Here is a 23,738-nt window from a genome sequence, read left to right on the forward strand (position 1 = left end):
CTTACGGCAAGGTGACATCGGGAACATAGCGGCCTGCCTTAATGGCGTGGCGACGCCAGAAGATCAAAACGAGCGTTGAGATGGCGCTACCGATAAGCGCCGCGCCGAACCAGCCGCCCGCGGCGATAAAGCGCCCCAGCCCGCCATCGCTAAGCAGAAACAGCGAGAAAATTCCCGCGCCCGGCGTGGCAAGCCCGATATGCAGGCTACCGACGATAGCGCCCGTCACCACTGAACCGGTGACAAACGCGCCGATAACCCGCAGCGGATCTTCAATCGCCATCGGGATAGCGCCTTCGGTAATGCCCGCCAGGCCCAGCAGCCAGGTGGATTTGCCGAGATCTTTCTCAAAGGTTTTAAAGAGGCCAGGCGCCAGCAGCGTGGATGCCGTTACGGTAAAGGCGGACACCATCTTCACCGAGGCGAAAACCGCATAAGGCGCGAGCACGCCGTTCGCCATCGCGCCCAGACAAAACGCATACGCGGCTTTGTTCACCGGGCCGCCCAAATCGAATGAACACATAAAGCCGATGACGGCGCCGAGCAGCAGCGCGTTAGAGCCGGAAAGGCCATTCAGCCAGGCGGTCAGCGCGTTGTTAACCCAGGCGACCGGCTCGCCGATGACAAACAGCATCAGGCTGCCCGTCGCAAGCGTGCCCAGCACCGGGTAGAGGTAAAACGTGAGAAAGCCGTTAAACCGGCTGTTAAGCCGCAGATACGTTTTCATCAGGCGCATCAGTCCACCGGCGAGCAGACCGCCTGCGACTGCGCCGATAAACCCGGCGCCAATCATATTGGCGGCAAGCCCCGCGGCGAACCCCGGCGCCAGCGCGGGTTTATCGGCAAGGGAAAAGGCGGTGTACGCCGCCAGCACCGGCAACATCAGCGTGCCGAGCAGCCCGCCGCCAAGTTTGCGCCACAGCCACAGCCAGGAATTCTCCTGTTCAAACAGCGGCTGGAGATCCAGTAGTTGCGCCAGCAGTACCGCGACCGCGAGCAACGTGCCGCCCGCGACAATCAGCGGCACCGCAAACGAAATACCGTTCAGCAGCGCCTGCTTAATCGCGGTTTTCCACCGCGTACCGATGCCCGCCGCAAGGGTTTGCGGGTTGCCGGAGGATTGTTGCGCCAGCGCCTGACGCAGCAGGCTTTCCGCCTGTTTAATGGGGGTCGCGACGGGCACGCTGAGCACCGGCAGCCCGGCGAAACGCTCCGCCTCTTTCACCGCGACATCGGCCGCGAAAATCACACCCTGCGCCGCGGCGATTTGCGCCGCAGTCAGCCGCCCTTCGATTCCGTTCGCGCCCTGCTTTTCTACACAGACGGTGATGCCAAGCCGTAGCCCTGCGCGCTCCAGATACTCCGCCGCCATATAAGTGTGCGCGATCCCCGCCGGACACGCGGTCACACAGACCACAACGGGCTGATCGCCAGACGCAGGCGCAGCCGGGTGCGGCATCGGGCGTTGTTCGAGAATGGCCAGTAGCGCTTCTGGCGATGCCGCGTTTATCGCCGCTTCGCGCACCGCGTCGTCCACCAGCAGCGTGGTCAGCTCCGTCAGCAGCTGAATATGCGTCGTGCCCGATTGCGCCGCCGGGATCGCCAACAGGAAAATCAGCCGTACCGGCTCATCGCCCTCCACACCCTGCCAGGCAATAGGCTCACGCAGCGTCGCCACGGCAAACGCCGCCTCCCTGACCGCCGCGCATTTGCCGTGCGGCACCGCCAGGCCTTCGCCGAGCGCCGTCGGCCCCAGCGCGTCGCGACGCAGTACTTCGTCAATAAAGGCGCTTTTGTCATAAAGCTGGCCCTGCGCCTCCAGCCGCCCGGCGAGTACGGCGATCGCCTCATCGCGGCTGGTAAACGGCGCATGGATTTGGATCAGCGCCGGATCGGTTAATGTCCTGAGATTCATCATTACCTCCATGAAATGACGCCAGCCTCCGCCAGCGAGACTCAGGATCCTGCCAGCGATAACCACACTTTTATGAGATCATTTTCATATCCTCAATAATTTGTACTAAATTTGTTTTATTTACAGATAATACATTACGGGCATAATCAGAAAACACCAGGACCGTGAACCCAGGAGACGTTGTGGCCGCCAAACCCAAATACCGCCAGATAGCCGATACCCTGCGCCAGCAAATTAGCGAAGGCGTGCTGAAACCCGGCGACGCGCTGCCGACGGAATCCGCTTTACAGGCGCAGTTCGGCGTCAGCCGCGTGACGGTGCGCCAGGCGTTAAAACAACTCACCGGCGAGCAGATCGTGGAGAGCGTTCAGGGCAGCGGCACCTATGTAAGAGAAGAACGCGTGCGCTACGACATCTATCAGCTCACCGGCTTTCAGGAAAAGCTCGCGGACAGACAGGTGGAAACCCGAAGCGAAGTGCTGCTGTTTGAGGTTATCAGGCCCGACGAAGCGCTGGCCGCGCGGCTGCAGCTCTCCACGGCCGATAAAGTGTGGCATGTCAAACGGGTGCGCTTTATTAAGCAAAAGCCGGTGATTCTGGAGGAAACCTGGATGCCGGTGCGGCTTTTTGCCGATCTCACCTGGGAGGTGATGGAACAGTCGAAATATCACTATATCGAGCAGGTGAAAAAACGCGTCATCGATCGCAGCGAACAGGAGATCCTGCCGGTCATGCCCGATGCTGAAGTGGTGCAGGCGCTCGGTCTCGACCCGGCGCAACCGACGCTTGAGAAGCGCTCATTAGGTTATCTGCGCGACGGCCAGGTGTTTGAATACAGCCGCAACGTCTTTAAAAGCGACGACTATCAGTTCACGCTGGTGGCGCGCCGCAGGCAATAAAAAAGGCTACCCTCGCGGGTAGCCAACCATGTCGAATCTTATTATCGGGTGGTTTTACCTCACACCCACGAGGCGAGACGTTTACTTCAGAATGGTTTTCAGCGCGTCGCCGATGTCAGCCAGGCTGCGTACGGTTTTCACGCCTGCCGCTTCCAGCGCCGCGAATTTCTCATCCGCCGTGCCTTTGCCGCCTGCGATGATCGCGCCCGCGTGGCCCATACGCTTGCCTTTCGGCGCGGTCACGCCTGCGATGTAGCCCACGACGGGTTTGGTGACGTGATCTTTAATATACGCCGCCGCTTCTTCTTCCGCGCTGCCGCCGATCTCGCCGATCATGACGATCGCTTCGGTCTGCGGATCTTCCTGGAACAGTTTCAGGATATCGATGAAGTTAGAACCCGGGATCGGGTCGCCGCCGATACCCACGCAGGTCGACTGACCGAAACCGTAATCGGTGGTCTGTTTAACCGCTTCGTAGGTCAGGGTGCCGGAGCGGGAAACGATGCCCACGCGACCAGGCTGGTGGATATGGCCCGGCATGATGCCGATTTTACACTCGCCTGGGGTGATAACGCCCGGGCAGTTCGGACCAATCATGCGCACGCCCGCTTCATCCAGCTTCACTTTCACCGTCAGCATATCCAGCGTCGGGATGCCTTCGGTAATGGTGATGATGAGCTTAATGCCGGCATCGATCGCTTCCAGAATGGAGTCTTTGCAGAACGGCGCCGGAACGTAGATAACCGAGGCGGTCGCGCCAGTCGCGTCTACCGCTTCGCGCACGGTGTTAAACACCGGCAGGCCCAGGTGCGTGGTGCCGCCTTTGCCTGGCGTTACGCCGCCAACCATCTGGGTGCCGTAGGCGATTGCCTGTTCGGAGTGGAATGTCCCCTGGCTGCCGGTAAAGCCCTGGCAGATAACTTTGGTGTTTTTATCGATCAGAATGGACATTATTTCCCCTCCACAGCAGCAACAACCTGCTGAGCTGCATCCGTCAGACTTTTCGCTGCAATAATATTCAGGCCGCTGTCGGCCAGTTTCTTCGCGCCCAGCTCGGCGTTGTTGCCTTCCAGACGCACGACAACCGGGACGTTCACGCCGACTTCCGCCACCGCGCCGATGATGCCGTCGGCAATCAGGTCGCAGCGCACGATGCCGCCGAAGATGTTAACCAGTACGGCTTTCACTTTGTCGTCAGACAGAATGATTTTGAACGCTTCGGTCACGCGCTCTTTGGTCGCGCCGCCGCCCACGTCCAGGAAGTTCGCCGGTTCGCCGCCGTGCAGCTTCACGATATCCATCGTGCCCATCGCGAGGCCCGCGCCGTTCACCATGCAACCGATGTTGCCGTCCAGCGCCACGTAGTTCAGTTCCCACTGCGCCGCTTGCGCTTCGCGCGGGTCTTCCTGAGACTGGTCGCGCATTTCACGCAGATCCGGCTGGCGGAACAGCGCGTTGCCGTCAGCGCCCAGTTTACCGTCGAGGCAGATCAGGTCGCCCTGAGAGGTGATCACCAGCGGGTTGATTTCGATAAGCGCCAGGTCGCGCTCCAGGAAAATAGTGGCCAGCCCCATAAAGACTTTGGTGAACTGCTGAACCAGTTTCCCTTCGAGGCCCAGTTTAAAGGCCAGCTCGCGTCCCTGATACGGCATTGGGCCGGTTAGCGGATCGATGGCGACTTTGTGGATCAGGTGCGGGGTTTCTTCCGCCACTTTTTCGATTTCCACGCCGCCTTCGGTGGAGGCCATAAACACCACGCGACGGGAGCCGCGGTCAACGACCGCGCCGAGGTAGAGTTCTTTGGCGATATCGGTCGCGGCTTCTACCAGAATCTGGTTAACCGGCTGGCCGTTCGCGTCCGTTTGATAGGTCACCAGGCGTTTGCCCAGCCAGTGCTCGGCAAAGGCGCGAATCTCTTCTTTGCTCTTAACGACTTTTACACCGCCCGCTTTACCGCGGCCGCCTGCGTGCACCTGGCATTTCACCACCCACGGGCCGGAGCCGATTTTAGAGGCGGCTTCTTCTGCTTCACGCGGAGTCGAGCAGGCATAACCTACCGGCGTCGGCAGGCCTGATCTGGCAAACAGCTGTTTCGCCTGATATTCGTGTAAGTTCATCTCTTCAGTCCATCAAGAAAAAGCGCATTCACGCTCGGAGTTCGAAATTGCCGCGCCTCGCGGCGCGACCATAAACACTACCTGAGGGCGGACGGGCCGCCCTTGTGAAACTACACGTCCAGCAGCAGACGAGTCGGATCTTCCAGCAACTCTTTAATGGTCACCAGGAAACCTACCGATTCACGGCCATCGATCAGACGGTGATCGTAAGAGAGCGCCAGGTACATCATCGGCAGGATCTCAACCTTGCCGTCCACCGCCATCGGGCGATCTTTAATGGCGTGCATGCCAAGGATCGCGCTCTGCGGCGGGTTGATGATAGGCGTGGACATCAGCGAGCCGAAAACGCCGCCGTTGGTAATGGTGAAGTTACCGCCGGTCAGGTCTTCAACGGTCAGTTTGCCGTCACGGCCTTTCACGGCCAGCTCTTTAATTTTCTTCTCGATATCCGCCATGCCAAGCACGTCGACATCGCGCAGAACCGGGGTCACCAGGCCGCGCGGCGTGGAGACCGCCATGCTGACGTCGAAATAGTTGTGATAAACCACGTCATCGCCATCGATGGACGCGTTCACTTCCGGGAAGCGTTTGAGCGCTTCAACGACCGCTTTCACGTAGAAGGACATAAAGCCCAGACGGATGCCGTGACGTTTTTCGAAGGCGTCGCCGTACTGCTTACGCAGATCCATGATCGGCTTCATGTTCACTTCGTTGAACGTGGTCAGCATCGCGGTGGAGTTTTTCGCTTCCAGCAGACGCTCGGCCACGCGTTTGCGCAGGCGGGTCATCGGCACGCGTTTTTCGCTGCGAGCGCCGAGTTGCGGCTGCGGCGCGGCGGCTTGTTCCGGGGCTTTGGCAGATTCGCTGCCGTTCGCTTTCGCCAGATGTTTTTCGACATCTTCACGGGTCAGACGACCGCCGACGCCGGTGCCTTTGATGGCGGCCGCATCCAGGTTGTGTTCGGCGAGCAGACGGCGGATTGCCGGGCTCAGCGCGTCGTTATTTTGTTCTTCCAGAGACGCCTGCTGGCGCTGCGCCGGGGTCGATTCTTTCGCTTCCGGTTTGGCGCTGCTCTCTTTGCCCGCGCTGTTGCCTTCGCGCAGACGGCCCAGGATCTGGCGAGACGTTACGGTGCTGCCTTCGTCTTCCAGTACCGCATCCAGCACGCCGTCAGCCGACGCCGGTACTTCCAGTACCACTTTGTCAGTTTCGATTTCTACCAGCACTTCATCACGTTTCACCGCGTCGCCCGGCTTTTTGCGCCAGGTGGCGACGGTTGCGTCAGCAACGGATTCAGGCAGGTCGGGAACAAGAATATCTACGCTACTCATTATTTATCCTTTAATTAATTGACGTTCAGCGCGTCATTAACCAGATCTTGTTGCTGTTTCTGGTGAACGGACATATACCCTACCGCCGGCGAGGCGGAGGCCGGGCGGCCTGCATAACGTAATGCAGAACCAAACGGAATCACTTCACGAAGGTGGTGCTGGCTGCAATACCAGGCGCCCTGGTTGAGCGGCTCTTCCTGGCACCAGACGAAATCATGCACGTGCGCGAACGGCTTCAGCGCTTCCTGCACCGCGTGGTGCGGGAACGGGTAGAGCTGTTCGATACGGACAATCGCCACATCCTTCTGATCATTCTTGCGACGCTGTTCCAGCAGGTCGTAATACACCTTGCCAGCACAGAGCACGACGCGTTTCACGCCCTGCGGATCGAGTTCATCGACTTCGCCGATAGCAGGCTGGAAGGCGCCGTTAGCCAGTTCATCAAGCGTAGACACCGCCAGCGGATGACGCAGCAGCGATTTCGGCGACATGACCACCAGCGGACGGCGCATACCGCGCAGCGCCTGACGACGCAGCATATGGTAAACCTGCGCAGGCGTTGACGGCACGCAGACCTGCATGTTCTGCTCAGCGCAGAGTTGCAGATAACGCTCCAGACGCGCGGAGGAGTGCTCCGGGCCCTGGCCTTCGTAGCCGTGCGGCAGCAGCATCACCAGACCGCACATACGGCCCCATTTCTGCTCGCCGGAGCTGATGAACTGGTCGATAACCACCTGCGCGCCGTTGGCGAAGTCGCCGAACTGCGCTTCCCAGATGGTCAGCGTGCGCGGCTCGGCGGTCGCATAGCCATATTCGAACGCCAGCACCGCTTCTTCAGAAAGCACGGAGTCCCAGACTTTGAACGGGCCCTGACCGTTATGAATGTGTTGCAGCGGCACCCAGGTAGAACCGTTAGCCTGGTTATGCACTACGGCGTGACGGTGGAAGAAGGTGCCACGGCCGGAGTCTTCGCCGGACAGGCGCACCGGAATGCCTTCATCGACAAGCGTTGCGTAGGCCAGCGTTTCCGCGCCGCCCCAGTCGAACGGTTTCTCGCCGTTCGCCATCAACTGACGGTCGCCGTAGATTTTCGCCACGCGCGACTGCATCTCGATGCCGTCCGGCACATTGCTGATGCGCTTCGCCAGCTCCTGCAGACGCTTCATCTCCACTTTATTGGGGTAGCTTTCGTCCCATTCGTGGTTGAGGTACGGCGACCAGGTAAAGGAGTGCATATTCATCGGACGCCACTCTTTCACCACGCACTCGCCGGCATCCAGCGCGTCGCGGTAGAGATTGACCATTTCGGTCGCGTCTTCAAGCTTCGCCACGCCTTCCTGCTCCAGCTTGTCAGCGTAGAGTTTGCGCGGGGTCGGATGTTTTTTGATTTTCTGGTACATCAGCGGCTGGGTCGCGCTCGGCTCGTCGGCTTCGTTATGGCCGTGACGGCGGTAGCACACCAGGTCGATGAACACGTCGCGTTTAAACGTATTACGGAAATCAAGCGCCAGGCGGGTCACGAACGCGACCGCTTCCGGGTCGTCCGCATTGACGTGGAAAATCGGCGCCATCACCATTTTGCCGATGTCGGTGCAGTACGGGGTAGAACGGGCATCAAGCGGGTTGGAGGTGGTGAAGCCTACCTGGTTGTTGATAACGATACGGACCGTACCGCCCACTTCGTAACCGCGCGCTTTGGACATGTTCAGGGTTTCCTGAACCACGCCCTGCCCTGCGACAGCCGCGTCGCCATGAATGGTGATCGGCAGCACTTTGTTGCTGCTCGGCTCGTCCAGACGGTCGAGGCGCGCGCGCACCGAGCCCATCACCACCGGGCTGACAATCTCCAGGTGCGACGGGTTAAACGCCAGCGCCAGGTGGACCAGGCCGCCTTCGGTTTCGATATCCGAAGAGAAGCCCATGTGATATTTCACGTCGCCGGTGCCGAGGTGTTCTTTATGTTTGCCGGCGAATTCGTCAAACAGATCCTGCGGTTTTTTACCCAGCACGTTGATGAGAACGTTCAGACGACCGCGGTGCGCCATACCCAGCACCACTTCACGCGTGCCGCTCTTACCGGCATGGCGGATCATCTCTTTGAGCATCGGGATTAACGCATCGCCGCCTTCCAGCGAGAAGCGTTTCGCGCCCGGGAATTTCGCGCCCAGATAACGCTCCAGGCCTTCAGCGGCGGTCAGCTCGCTTAAGAAGCGTTTTTTCTCGTCCACGCTAAAGCCCGCGTGGCCCGCGACCGATTCGATACGCTGCTGGATCCAGCGTTTCTCTTCCGTCGAGGTGATATGCATGTATTCCGCACCGATGGAGCCGCAGTAAGTCTGCTTAAGCGCCTCGATGAGATCGCCGAGCTTCATGGTCTCTTTGCCAAGCGCAAAAGAGCCTACGTTAAAGGTTTCCTGGAAGTCGGCTTCGGTCAGATCGTGGAACGCAGGATCCAGATCCGCGACGTGCTCCTGTTGCCACAGGCCCAGCGGATCGAGATTCGCATGCTGGTGGCCACGGAAGCGATAGGCGTTAATAAGCTGCAGGACTTTAACCTGCTTCGCATTCGTGTCAGGGTCGGAAATCGAGGAAGAGTAACGTGAGGCATCCTTCGCCAGACGACGGAAATAATCACGCGTTGTTGAATGGAATTGATCCGGTTTCGCGCCGGTGCCAGGCAGTTGCTGGAACATAGAGCGCCAGTGGGCGTCCACTGAATCAGGATCGGTTAAGAAGTCTTCATAGAGCTGTTCTATCCAGGTCTGGTTAGAGCCAGAGAGGTAAGAAGAGTCCAGCCAGGCTTTCATTGCGCCGTTCTGCATCGTGATCCCTTAAGCATGTCTGCTTATTTCGCCGTGGATAACTACAACGTACGCAGCTACGCGCACGTACCAGGGTTCACTTGCGAGCTCTTCTTAGTGGGGCCCGCGAAGGAACCTTTAAAAACTGCCATTAATCTTCTTCGTTCAGGCTGCGACATCGTTGGCTGCCTTCGCTTACCCCAGTCACATAGGACACTATGCTCCTGGGGATGCGCTCAGTTGCCGCCTTGTCTCGCACTGAACGCCTCGATTACTGGTACTACTCTGTAGCGGTTTTTAAAGGTTTCCTGCTTTTCCCTCTCCCCTCAGGGAGAGGGACATGTCTTTGTAGGGCGGGTAAGCCCGCCACTACTACAACGCTTACTTACGCGCTGCGCTGCAACAACATCGACTTAATATGGCCGATGGCGCGCGTCGGGTTTAACCCTTTCGGACAAACGCTCACGCAGTTCATGATGCTATGGCAGCGGAACACGCTGAACGCATCGCTCAGGCCATCCAGGCGCTCGTTGGTTTCGGTATCGCGGCTGTCGATAAGGAAACGGTACGCCGCCAGCAGGCCTGCCGGGCCGATGAACTTGTCCGGGTTCCACCAGAACGACGGGCACGACGTGGAGCAGCAGGCGCACAGAATGCACTCATACAGCCCGTCGAGCTTCTCGCGCTGCTCCGGCATCTGCAAATGTTCGCGTGCCGGCGGATTGTGCCCATTATTCAACAAGTAAGGTTTAATCTTCTCATATTGGGCGTAGAACTGCCCCATGTCCACTACGAGGTCGCGGATAACCGGCAGACCAGGCAACGGACGGATAACGATTTTCTGCTTACCGGCGCCTAAGTTAGAAACCGGCGTAATACACGCCAGGCCGTTCTTACCGTTCATGTTCAGACCGTCGGAGCCACACACGCCTTCGCGGCAGGAGCGGCGGAAAGAGAGGCTCGGGTCCTTCTCTTTCAGCAGCATCAGGGCGTCGAGCAGCATCATGTCGCGCCCTTCTTCCTGCTCCAGGGTGTAATCCTGCATGCGCGGCGCGTCGTCGACATCCGGGTTATAGCGATAAATGGAAAACTCGAGTTTCATCACATTGCTCCGCTCTTAATAAGTACGCACTTTCGGCGGGAAAGCCGGGCGCAGCTTAGGCTGCATATTCACTTCGCGACGCGTCATGCTCTCGGTTTGCGGCAAATAAAGGCTGTGGCACAGCCAGTTTTCGTCGTCGCGGTCCGGGTAGTCGAAGCGGCTGTGCGCGCCACGGCTCTCGGTACGGAAGTTCGCCGATACGGCGGTGGCGTAAGCGGTTTCCATCAGGTTATCCAGCTCCAGACACTCAACGCGCTGGGTGTTGAACTCGCTGGACGTGTCGTCCAGACGGGCGTTTTTCAGGCGCTCGCGGATCGCTTTCAGCTGCTCAAGACCTTTGGCCATCGCGTCGCCTTCGCGGAATACCGAGAAGTTATGCTGCATACATTCCTGCAGCGCTTTGCGGATTTCGACCGGATCTTCGCCGTCGCGGTTGTTGTTCCAGCGGTTGAGGCGCTCCAGCGAGAGCTCCACGTCGGAGTCGCTGGCGTCGCGGAGCTGACCCTGCTCGGCGATGGATTCCTGCAAATGCAGACCCGCCGCGCGGCCAAATACCACCAGGTCAAGCAGCGAGTTGCCGCCCAGACGGTTGGCGCCGTGTACGGATACGCAGGCGATTTCGCCCACCGCAAACAGACCTGGAATGACGACATCTTCGCCCTGCGCGTTCACGGTCAGCGCCTGGCCGGTCACTTTGGTCGGAATACCGCCCATCATGTAGTGGCAGGTCGGGATAACCGGGATCGGCTCTTTTACCGGGTCGACGTGAGCAAAGGTGCGGGAGAGCTCCAGAATGCCCGGCAGACGGGATTCCAGGACGTCTTTACCCAGATGGTCGAGCTTCAGCTTGGCATGCGGGCCCCACGGACCGTCGCAGCCGCGGCCTTCGCGGATTTCGATCATGATAGAGCGCGCAACGACGTCGCGGCCCGCCAAATCTTTAGCATTCGGCGCGTAACGCTCCATAAAGCGCTCGCCGTGTTTGTTCAGCAGGTAACCGCCTTCGCCGCGGCACCCTTCGGTGACCAGTACGCCCGCGCCGGCGATGCCGGTCGGGTGGAACTGCCACATTTCCATGTCCTGTACCGGCACGCCAGCGCGCAGCGCCATGCCGACACCGTCGCCGGTATTAATGTGGGCGTTGGTGGTTGACTGATAAATACGGCCTGCGCCGCCGGTCGCCAGCACGGTCGCGCGGGCTTTGAAGTAGACCACTTCGCCGGTTTCGATGCACAGCGCGGTGCAACCCACGACCGCGCCATCCTGGTTTTTCACCAGATCCAGCGCATACCACTCAGAAAAAATAGTGGTGTGGTTTTTCAGGTTCTGCTGATACAGCGTATGCAGCAGCGCGTGACCGGTGCGGTCCGCCGCTGCCGCGGTGCGCGCCGCCTGCTCGCCGCCGAAGTTTTTCGACTGGCCGCCGAACGGGCGCTGATAAATACGGCCGTCATCAAGACGGGAGAACGGCAGCCCCATGTGCTCAAGCTCCAGAATCGCTTCCGGGCCGGTTTTACACATATATTCAATCGCGTCCTGGTCGCCGATATAGTCGGAACCTTTTACCGTGTCATACATGTGCCATTCCCAGTTATCTTCATGGGAATTGCCAAGCGCAACGGTGATACCGCCCTGGGCGGAGACGGTGTGAGAACGGGTCGGGAACACCTTGGAGAGCAGCGCGCAGGTCTGGCCGCTCTGGGAAATCTGCAGGGCCGCGCGCATACCTGCGCCGCCTGCGCCAATAACGACGGCATCAAATTCTCTGACTGGCAAATTCATTTACACACCCCACACCACAACAAAGCCATAAATCACGTAAACCACCAGAGCGACGACAATCGCCAGCTGCAAAAAGAGGCGCAGCGCCAGATGTTTTACATAGTCGGTCAGCACCTGCCACATCCCAATCCAGGTATGGACGAGAATCGAAACCAGGGTCAGCAGGGTGAATACTTTGGTGAAGGTGGATGAGAAGAAACCAGTCCAGACTTCATATGTCAGGTCGCCATTCATCGCGAAGAAGCCAATCATATAGATGATATACAGCGTCATTACGATAGAGGTGGCGCGAACCAGGATGAAGTCATGTACGCCGTTGCGTCCTAATGCGGAGGCGTTGCTTACCATACGAGGACTCCTGCGAGAATTGAAAGCACGACAGTAATAATAAAAGCGAACTTAGCGGAGCGTTGGCCTGCTGCGAAGGTTTCTTCAAGATAGCCAAAATCCATCAACATGTGGCGAATGCCGCCAACAACGTGGTAGGCCAGCGCCGTCAGAATGCCCCACATGATGAATTTAACGAAGAAGCTGTCCATGATGTCGGACGCAGTCAGAAAGCCTTCTTGAGACGAGAGGGACAGCCCTAACAACCACAGCAGAATGCCGACGGCGACAAAGGTAATCACGCCGGAAACACGGTGGAGGATAGAAGCAATCGCGGTGACAGGAAACCGGATCGTTGTCAGATCCAGGTTGACAGGTCGTTGTTTATTCACCTTTTTTATCATGAATGCGCCCACATGCTGTTCTTATTGTGTCCTTCCTCCGGTCTGCAGGCGGGTCAAGCAGCGTCATCTTTCTATAACTCCGCGTCATGCAAAATCACCGCTTCCAAAGGCTGCATAACGCGTTACTACGCTGGGTGGCTCGCGGTTGCAAGGTGTTCCGGAGACCTGGCGGCAGTATAGGATGTTCACAATATCATTACAATTAACCTACAAATTCTTTGGCCGCTTTTGGTCGGAACAGTGACCAGGATCACGATAACAACATTATTTTAATTTTTAATCATCTGATTTGACAAATGTTAAACAAATTAGTTACAAACATCACCCGAAAACGCATATAATTCGCAAAAGTTATGGGGTCATGCTTTCACCTGAGAATAAGTTATGTAACAGTGTGCCAGTATTGACCGCAGTAATTTAGCCAGGTATTAGTGATAAACAGGTTTGACAAATACTGACGGCTAACACCCTGATTTACTGTTGTTTCACCCAGGTTTGAATGGTTGCCTGCAAGCCGCCCATCGCTCTGTACCCTGGTTTCCCCTCTGAAACAGAGCTGCGCGCCACACAACAAACTGGCAACTGTCCCCTGCTGGCTGGAGGTAAATCGGCGGTTAACCGTCGCAAGCAACAGGCGCTAAGGAGACCGTAAATGGCTGATATAAAAGCAAACCTAACCTACAACGGTGATGGTGCTATTGAACTGGATGTGCTAAAAGGCACGCTCGGTCAGGATGTAATCGATATCCGTAGTCTTGGTTCTAAAGGTGTTTTCACGTTTGACCCCGGCTTTACTTCTACCGCATCCTGCGAGTCCAAAATCACCTTTATTGATGGTGACGAAGGTATCCTGCTGCACCGCGGTTTCCCTATTGATCAGTTAGCCACTGAGTCCAACTATCTCGAAGTATGTTACATCCTGCTCTACGGCGAAAAGCCGACCCAGGAGCAGTATGACGAATTCAGAACCACCGTCACCCGCCACACCATGATCCATGAGCAGATCACGCGTCTGTTCCACGGTTTTCGTCGCGACTCACACCCGATGGCGGTGCTGTGCGGCGTGACCGGCGCGCTAGCGGCGTTCTACCACGATTCGCTGGACGTCAATAACCCGCGCCACCGTGAGATTGCGGCCTTCCGCCTGCTCTCCAAAATGCCGACTGTGGCGGCGATGTGTTACAAATATTCGATCGGCCAGCCGTTTGTGTATCCGCGTAACGACCTCTCCTACTCCGGTAACTTCCTGAATATGATGTTCTCGACGCCGTGCGAGCCTTACGAGGTGAACCCGGTGCTTGAGCGCGCGATGGATCGCATTCTGATCCTGCACGCGGATCATGAGCAGAACGCCTCGACGTCTACCGTGCGTACCGCCGGCTCCTCCGGCGCGAACCCGTTCGCGTGTATCGCCGCGGGCATCGCCTCCCTGTGGGGACCGGCGCACGGCGGCGCCAACGAAGCGGCGCTCAAGATGCTGGAAGAGATCAGCTCCGTTGAGCACATTCCGGAATTCGTGCGTCGCGCGAAAGATAAAAACGACTCTTTCCGCCTGATGGGCTTCGGTCATCGTGTTTATAAAAACTATGACCCGCGCGCCACCGTGATGCGTGAAACCTGCCACGAAGTGCTGAAAGAGCTGGGCACCAAAGACGATCTGCTGGAAGTGGCGATGGAGCTGGAAAACATCGCGCTGAACGACCCGTACTTCATCGAGAAGAAACTCTACCCGAACGTGGATTTCTACTCCGGCATCATCCTGAAAGCGATGGGCATTCCGTCGTCCATGTTTACCGTTATCTTCGCGATGGCGCGTACCGTGGGCTGGATTGCACACTGGAACGAGATGCACAGCGAAGGTATGAAGATCGCGCGTCCGCGTCAGCTGTATACCGGCTACGAGCAGCGTGATTTCCAGTCTGACCTGACGAAGCGCTAATTCCACGCTGCGGTTAATCTGAAAAACGCGCCTCCGGGCGCGTTTTTTTATGGGCGTTTTGCGCCGCGGCGGGTGCGCTGCGCTTACCCGCCCTACACCGACCACCCGTTTTTGTCTTTTCCGTAGGGTGGGTAAGCGAAGCGCACCCACCGGGTTTTCACAAAGGTAAGCAACGCGCACCCGCCATTCACCCTAAAACTACGCCTGGCACCCCGGACACCAGTAAAACGGCCGCGACGACAGCGTCGTTTTCTCGATAATCCCCCCGCAGCGGCGGCATTTTTTCCCGGCGCGGTGAAACACCTCGAAGCGAAACAGCGCGCCGTGGTGCTTATTCTCATCCACCGTGCCGCGCGTCTGGTAGGAAAGCCGCGGGATCTCAAGACACGCGCGGGCCAGCGCATCAAGCTGCATGTTATTCAACTCTATTGCTTTATGACGCGGCGCAAGCTGCGCCTGCCAGAGGATCTCGACACGCAGATAATTACCAAGCCCCGCGAGAAACGCCTGATCCAGCAGCAGCCCGCTGAACTGACGGCGGTGAAAACGCGGGCTTAACAGCCGCTCCTTCACCTGCTCCACCGTCAGCGACATATCCAGCACATCCGGCCCGACGCGCTGCAAAAACGCGTGCGCCGCCACGCCGTCGGCGTCCAGCATCTCAATTTCCGAGGCGCTGTAAAGCAGCACCGCGGCGTCTTCGGTTTCAAGCCGCACGCGCAGGCTTCGCGTCGTTTGCGGCGTTTCGCCCGCTTTTACCACGCGCCAGACGCCATACAGCTGGTTATGGCTGTAGAGCGTCAGCCCACACGAAAAATGCGTCAGCAGCGCTTTGCCGCGGGTTTCGAATCGCTCCACCCGCGCGCCGGTCAGCGGCGCCTCAAACGCTTTTAATTCAGGAAAGGCAAACCAGACATGGGTCAGCGGTTTATCCGCCACCGCCGCTTCAAGCTTGTCCGCCGCGCGGCGGATCTCCGGTCCTTCCGGCATCGTTTATCCTTTTCAGATGACGTACGCGTTAAAACGTAAGGATAAACTGTAGCAGCGCGCGCCGGGAGAAAAAGACAACCGCCGCAAAAAAGCGGCGGTTAACAGGTTACTCCAGCGCCAGCAGCGCGAAGCTTGCCAGCCAGTGCCCGCCGCTATAGTGGCTGCCGACTACATGCTCGACGCTTGCCGCCAGATGGCGTTGCGCCGCCTCGTGCAGCGCTGTCTGCGCGCGGTGATTTTTGGGGAGCGCCGCGGCGATATGCTTCATACACCAGGCGCGGCTTAAGTTAAGCCCGTCGAGATGGGCGATTTTCGGGTCGGCGCGATCGCTTACCACCGCCGGGTGCATCAGCGCCGCCACGTTGCCGATATCCGGCAGATACGCGTCAAACCATGCCGGGAAATTCTCCGCCGTTTTACTCATCAGCAGCGCTTCGGTCATCGCGCCGGAGAGATATTCATCGCCGCCCGGCTCGTAGTGCGCCGGGTAGTCGGTGTCGGCCTGATAAAAGCGCGTCGTTGCGTCAGTGATGGCGCGCTCAAGCGCGCCGTCACCCAGCGCGCGGGCGTAATCCAGGCCGAGCGCGAGCGCAAACGCCGTGTTGTAATGGGTGCCGACGCGAATCGGGTACGTCAGCTTGCTGAGGTAATCGATAAGACGCGCGCGGATATCCTGGGTCAGCGGCGCCAGCGTCTCGTGCCAGCGCGCGGCCTGCGGCAGGTCGGACGCTTTCAGCTCCTGAGCGAGCGCCAGCAGCCAGCCGTAGCCATATGGGCGCTCGAACGAGGCGCGAAACGGCGCGGTAAAGTAGTCCACTTCACGCGCTACATTCGCAGGCGTGATGTGTTCATCAAACAGGGCGATAATCTCTTCGCGGCACGACAGCGTCGGGTAGAGACGCAAACAGCGCAGCAGCAGCCAGTAGCCGTGTACCGCCGAATGCCAGTCAAAGCAACCGTAGAAGATCGGGTGCAACTCGCGGGGCGGCAGCGCGTCGGCGTCATCATTCAGCAGATGCATAATGTGGTTCGGGTACTCCTGGCGCAGATAGGTCAGGGGCATCCGGGCAAAGGCGTCGGCCTGGGGTTGTGTCAGCGTCATAACAGCTCCTTAAAGGGCCTTAGCGAAATACGATGAAATACATCAGGAAAACGTTCACCACCAGCAGCGTCAGCGCCGTCGGGATCTGAATTTTTATCACCTGATATTTGTCTTTCAGCTCCAGCAGCGCGGCGGGAACGATATTGAAATTCGCCGCCATCGGCGTCATCAGCGTGCCGCAGTAACCCGCATACATGCCGATAGCTAAAAGCGGCGCCGGGTCGCCATGGTGATGATTAATCAGCAGCGGCAGCGCGATGCCCGCGCTCAGCACCGGAAACGCCGCAAACGCGTTGCCCATAATCATCGTAAAGAGCGCCATGCCGATACAGTAAATAACCACCAGCATGAAACGGTTTTCCGGGTCGACAAACAGACTCACCACGCGCTGCACGGCGGTGCCGGTATCGGCGGCCACAAACACCCCGCCGAGCATCGCCAGCATCTGCGGCAAAATCACCGCCCAGCCGATGGTATCCACCAGGCGGCGCGACTGACGGATAGCATGCAGCGGCGTGCCGCGCGTCAGCCACCAGCCGACCAACAGCGCCGCAATACACGCCACGCACAGCGCCGCGAGCGTCAGCTGTTTTTGATCCAGCAGGAACACGCCGCCCACCGAGACGCCTTTCATAAACAGCGTGCCTGTCACCGTCACCACCGGGATCAGCAGCGCAGGCAGAAACAACCAGTTGCGCAGACGCTGAGAGGACGCCTCGCGCTCCTCCTCGGTGGACATTTTATAGTGCCCCTTCCCGACCAGCCCGAAGCCCGCCAGCAGCGCGATGACAATCACCGCGCCGCCGATAATACGGTAGGCCAGCGAGCGGCCCAGCTCCTGCACCAGCAGATCGCCGAAGAGAAAAATCCCGCCGAACAGGAACCAGAACAGCGCGGTGGTAAAGCGCTTAGGATTACCGCGATCGCGAAGCGTCATCACCACCAGCAACATGACGATAAAGCCAATCAGGTAGTAGACACGGTTGATAGTCAGCAATGTGCTCATTGCGCGGCCTCCTGGTTGCCCTGCTCTGCGCGCCAGGCCAGAACCTCGCGGCGAATGCTGGCGTCAAGGCGCAGCAGACGCGCCATATGGATAATCAGCGCCGCAATCGCGGTCGGAATGGCCCACAGGCCGATATGCAGCGGCTCAATGCCGGGAATGCCGTTCTCTTTCAGGAACGCGTCAATCAGCAGCACCGCGCCGAAGGCGATAAAAATATCTTCGCCAAAAAACACCGCGATATTGTCGCAGGCGGCGGCGTGGGCTTTGATTTTGTCGCGGATATGCTGAGGCAACTCGCCATATTCATTGAGCGCCGCGCCTTCAGCCATCGGCGCCAGCAGCGGGCGCACGGTCTGGGCGTGGCCGCCAAGCGACATCAGCCCCAGCGCCGCGGTGCCTTCGCGCACCACGAAATAGAGCATCAGAATACGCGCCGAGGTGGCGCTGGCGATTTTCGCCACCCACGCCTGGGCGCGCTCTTTCAGGCCGTAATACTCCAGCAGGCCGATGACCGGCAGGATCAGAATGAAGGTCGCGAGCGAGCGGCTGTTAACAAACTTTTCGCCGAAGGTTTCCAGCAGCATGCCGAAATCCATGCCGACCGTGAGCCCGGTCGTCAGCCCGGCGACGACGACCACCAGCAGCGGGTTAAAGCGCAGCGCGAAACCGATAACCACCACCGGAATACCGATGAGCGGCAACAGAGAGGAACCGTCCATACATTGTTACCCTTTCCAAAGTGAGCGTTGCACGCCGAAGGCTATTCTGCTCCTTCGCCGGGGTGGCGAAGCGTGGGCATTGCGGCGAACGTTGTTGTGCGAGAGGTGCTGAGAACGTGCAGAACCTGACCAAAAATCTATATCTGAACGGTTATAGTATGTAAACAATTTATCAATAAAATGTTTTTATTTTGTCGGTGTCGTTTTATAGTTTTTGCCAATACCCACAGGAGAGAAAGGGACGCCATGAGCCGTAAAAAACCGGTTGTATCAAGTGATAACGACGATATTACTGACGGGCGCATTGTCTCGTCCCGCCACCTGGTGTCGGCGCGCTGCGCGGAGTTATCGGAGCTGGAATACGCGCTGATCATGACCAGCAACGCGTTTAACAAATGGATGGTGCGCTGCATGACGGCGGCGGGCGAGCCGGATATGGGCGCGTTTGACGTCTCGCTGTTGCATCACGTTAACCACCGCAACCGCAAGAAAAAGCTCGCGGATATCTGCTTTGTGCTCAACGTGGAAGACACGCACGTGGTGACCTACGCGCTGAAAAAGCTGGTGAAAGCGGGCTATGTGACCAGTGAAAAGGTGGGTAAAGAGCTCTATTTCTCGACGACGGATGAAGGCAAAGCGCTGTGTATGAAATACCGCGACGTGCGCGAAACGTGTCTTATCGCGATTCAGGTCGAGAGCGGGATACCGGGCGCGGCGATTGGCGAAACGGCGCAACTGCTGCGCACCATCGCCTCGCTTTACGACACCGCCGCGCGGGCGGCGGCATCGCTGTGAATCACGCGCTGACCTGAATCTGGCGCGCGTCGAACGCCTCGCGTAACCGGCGCGCGAACGCCAGCGCGTGCGCGCCGTCGCCATGCAGGCAGACCGTCTGGGCATTCACCGCCGCCCATGCGCCGTCACGGCTGCGCACCCGCCCTTCCTGCACCATCATCAGCGTGCGCGACACCGCCTCGTCGTCATCCTCAATCAACGCGCCCGGCTCGCTGCGCGGCACCAGCGCGCCGTCGGCCAGATAACCGCGATCGGCGAAGACTTCTTCGCGCGTGGCGAGCTGATAACGCGCGCCTGCGCGAATCAGCTCACTGCCCGCCAGCCCCACCAGAATCAGCGTCGCATCAACATCCTTCACCGCCTGCGCGATGGCGTCGGCAAGCGCTGCGTCTTTCGCCGCCTGGTTATAGAGCATCCCGTGCGGTTTCACGTGCGCCAGCCTGCCGCCCTCGGCGCGAGCGATGGCGGCGAGCGCGCCGACCTGATAGAGCGTCTCGGCGTAAATCGTCTCCGGCGGCAGCTGCATCGCCGTGCGGCCGAAGTTTTCACGATCCGCAAACCCCGGATGCGCGCCAATCGCCACGCCGTGCGCCAGCGCCAGCCGCACGCTCTCGCGCATCGTCTGCGCATCGCCCGCGTGGAAGCCGCAGGCGATGTTGGCGGAGCTAATCAACGGCATCAGCAGCGCATCGTTGCCGCAGCCTTCGCCGAGATCGGCGTTAAGATCAATCTTCATCGTTAAGCCGCCATGCCAGTTGTTCAAGGTAACGCGCCCGGTCGCTGCGCGCCTGTAGCGCCTCTTCGATGGAGCACTGCACGAAGTGAATCGGCTCGCCCAGGCGCAGTTGCGCCAGGTTATAGCGATCGGCGTCGATCACGCACGCGATGCGCGGATAGCCGCCAGTAGTCTGGGCGTCGTTCATCAGCACGATGGGCTGCCCGCCGTGCGGCACCTGCACCACGCCCGGCAGCAGGCCGTGAGACACCAGGTCGCGTTCGGTGGTGCGCTCCAGCACATGACCGTGCAGCCGGTAACCCATGCGGTTACTCTGCGGGCTTAACTGCCACGGCGTGCGCCAGAAGGCTTCTTTCGCCTCGTGGCTGAATTCGTGATACTCCGGCCCCGGCAGCGCGCGAATGCGGTTGCCCCACAGCAGTTGCTTCACGCCGCGCGCCTCGCGGAAATGACGCGTCGGCGGATTGACGGGCAGTTCATCACCGTCGCACAGGAGCCGCCCTTCAAAACCGCCGACGCCCGCTTTCACATCGGTACTGCGCGAGCCCATGACTTCCGGCACGTCGAAACCGCCCGCCAGGGCCAGATAGCTGCGCATGCCGCGGCGCGGCAGCTTCAGGCTCAGGCGCTGGCCCGCGCGGGCGAGCAGCCGCCAGCCGGTCCAGACGGCGCGTTCGTCAAGCGTCGCGTCGCAGCCCGCGCCGGTAAGCGCAAACCAGGTATCTTCGGTGAACTCCACCACGCACTGACCGAGCGTTATCTCCAGCGCCGCCGCGTGCGGATCGTTGCCTACCAGCAGATTGGCGATTTGCAGCGACGGGCCATCCAGCGCGCCGCACTGGCTCACGCCATACTGGCGCAGCCCGAAACGACCGCTGTCCTGAAGAGTGGCGTGGATGCCCGCGCGAATAATCTTCAGCATACGCCCTCCTTTTGCGGCACGAAGCGCACGGTATCGCCCGGCGCGAGCAGGCCCGGCGGGTTATTGTGCGGGTTAAACAGCGCAAGCGGCGTATGGCCAATAATCTGCCAGCCGCCAGGCGTGGGCAGCGGATAGATGCCGGTCTGGCTGCCGCCGATGCCGACCGAGCCTGCGGGCACCTGAAGACGCGGCTCGGCGCGACGCGGCGTGGCAAGCGCCGGCGCCAGCCCGCCGAGATACGGGAAGCCCGGTTGAAAGCCGATAAAATAGACCACGTAATCGACCTGCGCGTGCATCTCGACCACCTGCTTTTCACTGAGCCCGGCGTGGTTCGCCACAACCGCCAAATCCGGCCCGGCGTCTTTGCCGTACACCACCGGAATCTCGATGCGCCGCGCGTCGGGGATGATGGCTTCGCTCTCCTCCCACCAGCGTTGCAGCCGCTCGATAGCGTCCAGCGCCATCGTTTCCGGCTCGCGCAGCATCACGGTAATGTTATTCATGCCGGGAATGACTTCCACCACGGCGGGGACCTCTGCGAGGCGCTGCACCAGCCCCCAGATGCGCTGCTGGCTGGCAAGTGTTACGGGCGGCTCCAGCTCCAGTACCACGGCGCTTTCGCCTAACAGATAACAACGGGCTCGCTGCACGTTTTCCTCTCTTGTATTGATTAAGCCGGATTCGGGATGTCGATAAAGGTCACGTCCAGATCGGTGGTTTCGTTCAGCCATTCGCTGAGCGCGCGAATGCCGCCGCGCTCGGTGGCGTGGTGGCCTGCCGCGTAGAAATGCAGCGACTGCTCGCGCGCCGAGTGGATGGTCTGTTCGGAGACTTCGCCAGTGATAAAAGCGTCGACGCCGAAACGCGCCGCGCTGTCGATAAAGCTCTGTCCGCCGCCGGTACACCAGGCGACGCGCTTAATCAGATCCGGCCCGGTATCGCCGCACCACAGCGGACGACGGCCGAGACGCGCTTCAAGCCAGGAGGCGAACTCCGGGCCTGACACCGCCATCGCCAGCTCGCCCCACGGCACCAGCGGCTCGATCTCGCCCTTCACTTCAATGCCGAGCAACTGCGCCAGCTGGACGTTATTGCCAAGCTGCGGGTGCGCATCGAGCGGCAGATGCCAGCCGTAGAGGTTTATGTCGTTAGTCAGCAGCGTTTTCAGGCGGTTGCGCTTCATGCCGCGTACGACCGGCGATTCCCCTTTCCAGAAATAACCGTGATGCACAATCACCGCGTCCGCTTCCAGGCGCACCGCTTCATCCAGCAGCGCCTGGCTTGCGGTGACGCCGGTGACGATTCTGCGCACCTCGTCGCGGCCCTCAACCTGTAAGCCGTTCGGGGCGTAGTCGCTGAACGTGGCGCTGTTGAGTTTGTCGTTAATCAGTTGTTCCAGTTCGCTGTTTTTCATGGTTTCTCTCTTATTCTTTGCGGGCCGCTTCATACGCCGCGAGCGTCGCAACGCGCGCCTGTTTATGGTCGACGATGGGCTGCGGGTAACGCAGCGCCTTACCGTTTTTCTTCGCCCAGACATGCGGCTCATGCACGGCCTTGCCGGGAATATGGCTAAGCTCCGGCACCCAGCGGCGGATAAACTCGCCCTCGGCGTCAAACCGCTGCCCCTGTGTCGTGGGGTTAAAGATGCGGAAATAGGGCGCGGCGTCGGTGCCGGTAGACGCGGCCCACTGCCAGCCGCCGTTATTGGCGGCAAAGTCGCCATCAATCAGTTGCGACATAAAATAGCGTTCGCCGCGCCGCCAGTCGACCAGTAAGTCTTTGACCAGAAAGCTCGCAGTGATCATCCGCAGCCGGTTGTGCATCCAGCCGGTGGCGTTCATCTGGCGCATCGCGGCGTCGACAATCGGATACCCCGTGTTGCCTTCGCACCATGCCTGAAAATGCGCGTCGTTGCGCTGCCACGCCACCCGCGCCGTCCAGTCGATAAACGGCTGATGGCGGCACAGGTGCGGCCAGGCGACGATCAAATGCCGGTAGAATTCGCGCCAGATAAGCTCATTCAGCCATACCGCCCCGCTGCCGCCTTCCAGCGCGCGCGGGTGTTCGGTTAACAGACGATGCAGGCACTGGCGTGGGGAAAGCACCCCAATGGCGAGATAGGGCGACAGCAAACTGGTGCCGCGAATGGCCGGGAAATCGCGTTTTTCCGGGTAGTCGCCTGCGTCATGCCGGCAAAAGTCGCGCAGGCGTTTGAGCGCGGCCTCTTCACCTGCCGGGAAGAGCATGCCGTCCGGCGTCTCACACGGATAATCAAACGGCGCAAGCGCAGGCGCATCGGTTAGCGCCCCGCCCGCGCGTGGCTTCGGCGCGCTGACGCACGGCGGCAACCCCTCGCCGAGACGGCGTATAAACGCCCGGCTGTAAGGGGTGAACACTTTATACATCTCGCCGTTGCCGGTCACGGCGCTTCCGGGCGGCAGCATCACGCTGTCGTCAAAGCCCTGACAGGCGACGCGGCCCTCCAGCCTGCGCGCCACGGCGGCGTCGCGTCGCGCTTCGTTCAGCTCATACTGATAGTTGTAAAAGAGCGCCGCAACCTGCTGCTCGTCGCAAAACGCGGCCAGCGCGTCAACGGCGGCGGCGAAATCGGGCGCCTCGCGCGTAAACAGCGCAATCCCCCGCGTCGCCAGCGCCTGTTGCAGCGCTTCCAGGTTTTGGTGAATAAATGCCGCCTGACGCGGCGCGAGGGTGTGATCGCGCCACTGCTGCGGGGTGGCGATAAACAGGCCGATAACCCGCGCGTCGGGGTCCCGGCAGGCGGCGGCGAGCGCCAGGTTGTCGTTAACGCGCAAATCCGCGCGAAACCAGACCAGATGCGTGGTCATAACAC

At 59.7% G+C, this 23,738-nt stretch carries 20 protein-coding genes and 1 pseudogene; 3 read left to right on the top strand and 18 right to left on the bottom strand.

Annotation, left to right across the window (positions count from 1 at the left end; all coding sequences use genetic code 11):
- Position 1: 1 nt before the first annotated feature.
- Complete coding sequence (gene mngA / locus AB8W27_RS14090; protein ID WP_041924136.1) at positions 2 to 1,915, bottom strand: PTS 2-O-a-mannosyl-D-glycerate transporter subunit IIABC; 1,914 nt, start codon at positions 1,913 to 1,915, stop codon at positions 2 to 4.
- 182 nt (positions 1,916 to 2,097) lie between these two features.
- Here mngA and AB8W27_RS14095 point away from each other — a divergent pair, with 182 nt between their 5' ends.
- The gene (locus AB8W27_RS14095; RefSeq protein WP_041923342.1) at positions 2,098 to 2,814 is read left to right on the top strand and encodes a GntR family transcriptional regulator; all 717 of its coding nucleotides are present in this window, start codon (positions 2,098 to 2,100) and stop codon (positions 2,812 to 2,814) included.
- A gap of 81 nt (positions 2,815 to 2,895) precedes the next feature.
- Here AB8W27_RS14095 and sucD read toward each other — a convergent pair whose 3' ends face one another.
- The 8 genes and pseudogenes from sucD to sdhC all read right to left on the bottom strand — a co-directional run bounded on the left by sucD (position 2,896) and on the right by sdhC (position 12,692).
- Complete coding sequence (gene sucD, locus AB8W27_RS14100; protein ID WP_007706855.1) at positions 2,896 to 3,765, bottom strand: succinate--CoA ligase subunit alpha; 870 nt, start codon at positions 3,763 to 3,765, stop codon at positions 2,896 to 2,898.
- Entirely contained in the window at positions 3,765 to 4,931 is a 1,167-nt protein-coding gene (gene sucC, locus AB8W27_RS14105; protein WP_007768293.1) for an ADP-forming succinate--CoA ligase subunit beta, read from the bottom strand. Before sucC ends, sucD begins: the two co-directional genes overlap by 1 nt.
- A gap of 110 nt (positions 4,932 to 5,041) precedes the next feature.
- Positions 5,042 to 6,262 carry a 2-oxoglutarate dehydrogenase complex dihydrolipoyllysine-residue succinyltransferase gene (gene odhB, locus AB8W27_RS14110; protein WP_015740561.1) on the bottom strand — a complete coding sequence of 407 codons (1,221 nt, stop codon included), beginning with the start codon at positions 6,260 to 6,262 and terminating at the stop codon, positions 5,042 to 5,044.
- Between the two features lie 14 nt (positions 6,263 to 6,276).
- Positions 6,277 to 9,084, bottom strand: coding sequence for a 2-oxoglutarate dehydrogenase E1 component (gene sucA / locus AB8W27_RS14115; protein WP_015740560.1), 2,808 nt, complete (start codon positions 9,082 to 9,084; stop codon positions 6,277 to 6,279).
- A gap of 364 nt (positions 9,085 to 9,448) precedes the next feature.
- Positions 9,449 to 10,165, bottom strand: coding sequence for a succinate dehydrogenase iron-sulfur subunit (locus AB8W27_RS14120; protein ID WP_007669742.1), 717 nt, complete (start codon positions 10,163 to 10,165; stop codon positions 9,449 to 9,451).
- Positions 10,166 to 10,180: 15 nt separating this feature from the next.
- The gene (gene sdhA, locus AB8W27_RS14125) at positions 10,181 to 11,947 is read right to left on the bottom strand and encodes a succinate dehydrogenase flavoprotein subunit (RefSeq protein WP_007768284.1); all 1,767 of its coding nucleotides are present in this window, start codon (positions 11,945 to 11,947) and stop codon (positions 10,181 to 10,183) included.
- Complete coding sequence (gene sdhD / locus AB8W27_RS14130; RefSeq protein ID WP_007706826.1) at positions 11,948 to 12,295, bottom strand: succinate dehydrogenase membrane anchor subunit; 348 nt, start codon at positions 12,293 to 12,295, stop codon at positions 11,948 to 11,950. It abuts the gene before it with no gap.
- A pseudogene (gene sdhC, locus AB8W27_RS14135) lies at positions 12,289 to 12,692 on the bottom strand (succinate dehydrogenase cytochrome b556 subunit). The gene sdhD and the pseudogene sdhC overlap by 7 nt, the downstream one beginning before the upstream one ends.
- Positions 12,693 to 13,330: 638 nt before the next feature.
- On the opposite strand from sdhC, the gene gltA reads away from it, so the two are divergent.
- Positions 13,331 to 14,617 (top strand): citrate synthase, encoded by a 1,287-nt coding sequence (gltA, locus tag AB8W27_RS14140; RefSeq protein ID WP_007768279.1) that lies wholly within the window; start codon positions 13,331 to 13,333, stop codon positions 14,615 to 14,617.
- A gap of 198 nt (positions 14,618 to 14,815) precedes the next feature.
- Here the strand turns inward: gltA and nei are convergent, their stop codons facing one another.
- The 4 genes from nei to AB8W27_RS14160 form a co-directional block, all read right to left on the bottom strand.
- Positions 14,816 to 15,607: an endonuclease VIII gene (nei, locus tag AB8W27_RS14145; protein ID WP_015740559.1), complete on the bottom strand. Its 792-nt coding sequence runs from the start codon at positions 15,605 to 15,607 to the stop codon at positions 14,816 to 14,818.
- A gap of 106 nt (positions 15,608 to 15,713) precedes the next feature.
- Entirely contained in the window at positions 15,714 to 16,709 is a 996-nt protein-coding gene (locus AB8W27_RS14150; protein ID WP_015740558.1) for a DUF2891 domain-containing protein, read from the bottom strand.
- Between the two features lie 19 nt (positions 16,710 to 16,728).
- Entirely contained in the window at positions 16,729 to 17,715 is a 987-nt protein-coding gene (locus tag AB8W27_RS14155; RefSeq protein ID WP_041923341.1) for a DUF979 domain-containing protein, read from the bottom strand.
- Positions 17,712 to 18,434, bottom strand: coding sequence for a DUF969 domain-containing protein (locus AB8W27_RS14160; RefSeq protein WP_007768269.1), 723 nt, complete (start codon positions 18,432 to 18,434; stop codon positions 17,712 to 17,714). Before AB8W27_RS14160 ends, AB8W27_RS14155 begins: the two co-directional genes overlap by 4 nt.
- Positions 18,435 to 18,680: 246 nt before the next feature.
- Between AB8W27_RS14160 and AB8W27_RS14165 the strand changes: the two genes are divergently transcribed.
- Positions 18,681 to 19,229, top strand: a complete 549-nt coding sequence (locus AB8W27_RS14165; protein WP_041923340.1) for a winged helix DNA-binding protein — start codon at positions 18,681 to 18,683, stop codon at positions 19,227 to 19,229.
- 1 nt (position 19,230) lies between these two features.
- On the opposite strand, the gene pxpA is transcribed toward AB8W27_RS14165, so the two are convergent.
- Genes pxpA through phrB form a run of 5 tightly spaced genes read right to left on the bottom strand, consistent with a single transcriptional unit; the run spans position 19,231 to position 23,733 of the window.
- Entirely contained in the window at positions 19,231 to 19,965 is a 735-nt protein-coding gene (gene pxpA, locus AB8W27_RS14170; protein ID WP_041923339.1) for a 5-oxoprolinase subunit PxpA, read from the bottom strand.
- The gene (gene pxpC, locus AB8W27_RS14175; RefSeq protein WP_015740554.1) at positions 19,955 to 20,887 is read right to left on the bottom strand and encodes a 5-oxoprolinase subunit PxpC; all 933 of its coding nucleotides are present in this window, start codon (positions 20,885 to 20,887) and stop codon (positions 19,955 to 19,957) included. Before pxpC ends, pxpA begins: the two co-directional genes overlap by 11 nt.
- Positions 20,881 to 21,537 carry a 5-oxoprolinase subunit PxpB gene (gene pxpB, locus AB8W27_RS14180; protein WP_041923338.1) on the bottom strand — a complete coding sequence of 219 codons (657 nt, stop codon included), beginning with the start codon at positions 21,535 to 21,537 and terminating at the stop codon, positions 20,881 to 20,883. The genes pxpC and pxpB overlap by 7 nt, the downstream gene beginning before the upstream one ends.
- A 20-nt stretch (positions 21,538 to 21,557) precedes the next feature.
- Positions 21,558 to 22,301, bottom strand: coding sequence for a type 2 GTP cyclohydrolase I (locus tag AB8W27_RS14185; protein ID WP_041923337.1), 744 nt, complete (start codon positions 22,299 to 22,301; stop codon positions 21,558 to 21,560).
- A 10-nt stretch (positions 22,302 to 22,311) separates the two neighbouring features.
- Complete coding sequence (gene phrB, locus AB8W27_RS14190; protein WP_015740551.1) at positions 22,312 to 23,733, bottom strand: deoxyribodipyrimidine photo-lyase; 1,422 nt, start codon at positions 23,731 to 23,733, stop codon at positions 22,312 to 22,314.
- Positions 23,734 to 23,738: the final 5 nt, after the last annotated feature.

It is taken from the genome of Cronobacter turicensis, assembly GCF_041222865.1.
Lineage (GTDB): Bacteria > Pseudomonadota > Gammaproteobacteria > Enterobacterales > Enterobacteriaceae > Cronobacter > Cronobacter turicensis.

Excerpts from the sequence above, each read along its gene's own strand:
- mngA (WP_041924136.1), bottom strand. The coding sequence starts at position 1,915 with ATGAATCTCAGGACATTAACCGATCCGGCGCTGATCCAAATCCATGCG.
- sucD (WP_007706855.1), bottom strand. The coding sequence starts at position 3,765 with ATGTCCATTCTGATCGATAAAAACACCAAAGTTATCTGCCAGGGCTTT.
- sucC (WP_007768293.1), bottom strand. The coding sequence starts at position 4,931 with ATGAACTTACACGAATATCAGGCGAAACAGCTGTTTGCCAGATCAGGC.
- odhB (WP_015740561.1), bottom strand. The coding sequence starts at position 6,262 with ATGAGTAGCGTAGATATTCTTGTTCCCGACCTGCCTGAATCCGTTGCT.
- sucA (WP_015740560.1), bottom strand. The coding sequence starts at position 9,084 with ATGCAGAACGGCGCAATGAAAGCCTGGCTGGACTCTTCTTACCTCTCT.
- AB8W27_RS14120 (WP_007669742.1), bottom strand. The coding sequence starts at position 10,165 with ATGAAACTCGAGTTTTCCATTTATCGCTATAACCCGGATGTCGACGAC.
- sdhA (WP_007768284.1), bottom strand. The coding sequence starts at position 11,947 with ATGAATTTGCCAGTCAGAGAATTTGATGCCGTCGTTATTGGCGCAGGC.
- sdhD (WP_007706826.1), bottom strand. The coding sequence starts at position 12,295 with ATGGTAAGCAACGCCTCCGCATTAGGACGCAACGGCGTACATGACTTC.
- gltA (WP_007768279.1), top strand. The coding sequence starts at position 13,331 with ATGGCTGATATAAAAGCAAACCTAACCTACAACGGTGATGGTGCTATT.
- nei (WP_015740559.1), bottom strand. The coding sequence starts at position 15,607 with ATGCCGGAAGGACCGGAGATCCGCCGCGCGGCGGACAAGCTTGAAGCG.
- AB8W27_RS14150 (WP_015740558.1), bottom strand. The coding sequence starts at position 16,709 with ATGACGCTGACACAACCCCAGGCCGACGCCTTTGCCCGGATGCCCCTG.
- AB8W27_RS14155 (WP_041923341.1), bottom strand. The coding sequence starts at position 17,715 with ATGAGCACATTGCTGACTATCAACCGTGTCTACTACCTGATTGGCTTT.
- AB8W27_RS14160 (WP_007768269.1), bottom strand. The coding sequence starts at position 18,434 with ATGGACGGTTCCTCTCTGTTGCCGCTCATCGGTATTCCGGTGGTGGTT.
- AB8W27_RS14165 (WP_041923340.1), top strand. The coding sequence starts at position 18,681 with ATGAGCCGTAAAAAACCGGTTGTATCAAGTGATAACGACGATATTACT.
- pxpA (WP_041923339.1), bottom strand. The coding sequence starts at position 19,965 with ATGAAGATTGATCTTAACGCCGATCTCGGCGAAGGCTGCGGCAACGAT.
- pxpC (WP_015740554.1), bottom strand. The coding sequence starts at position 20,887 with ATGCTGAAGATTATTCGCGCGGGCATCCACGCCACTCTTCAGGACAGC.
- AB8W27_RS14185 (WP_041923337.1), bottom strand. The coding sequence starts at position 22,301 with ATGAAAAACAGCGAACTGGAACAACTGATTAACGACAAACTCAACAGC.
- phrB (WP_015740551.1), bottom strand. The coding sequence starts at position 23,733 with ATGACCACGCATCTGGTCTGGTTTCGCGCGGATTTGCGCGTTAACGAC.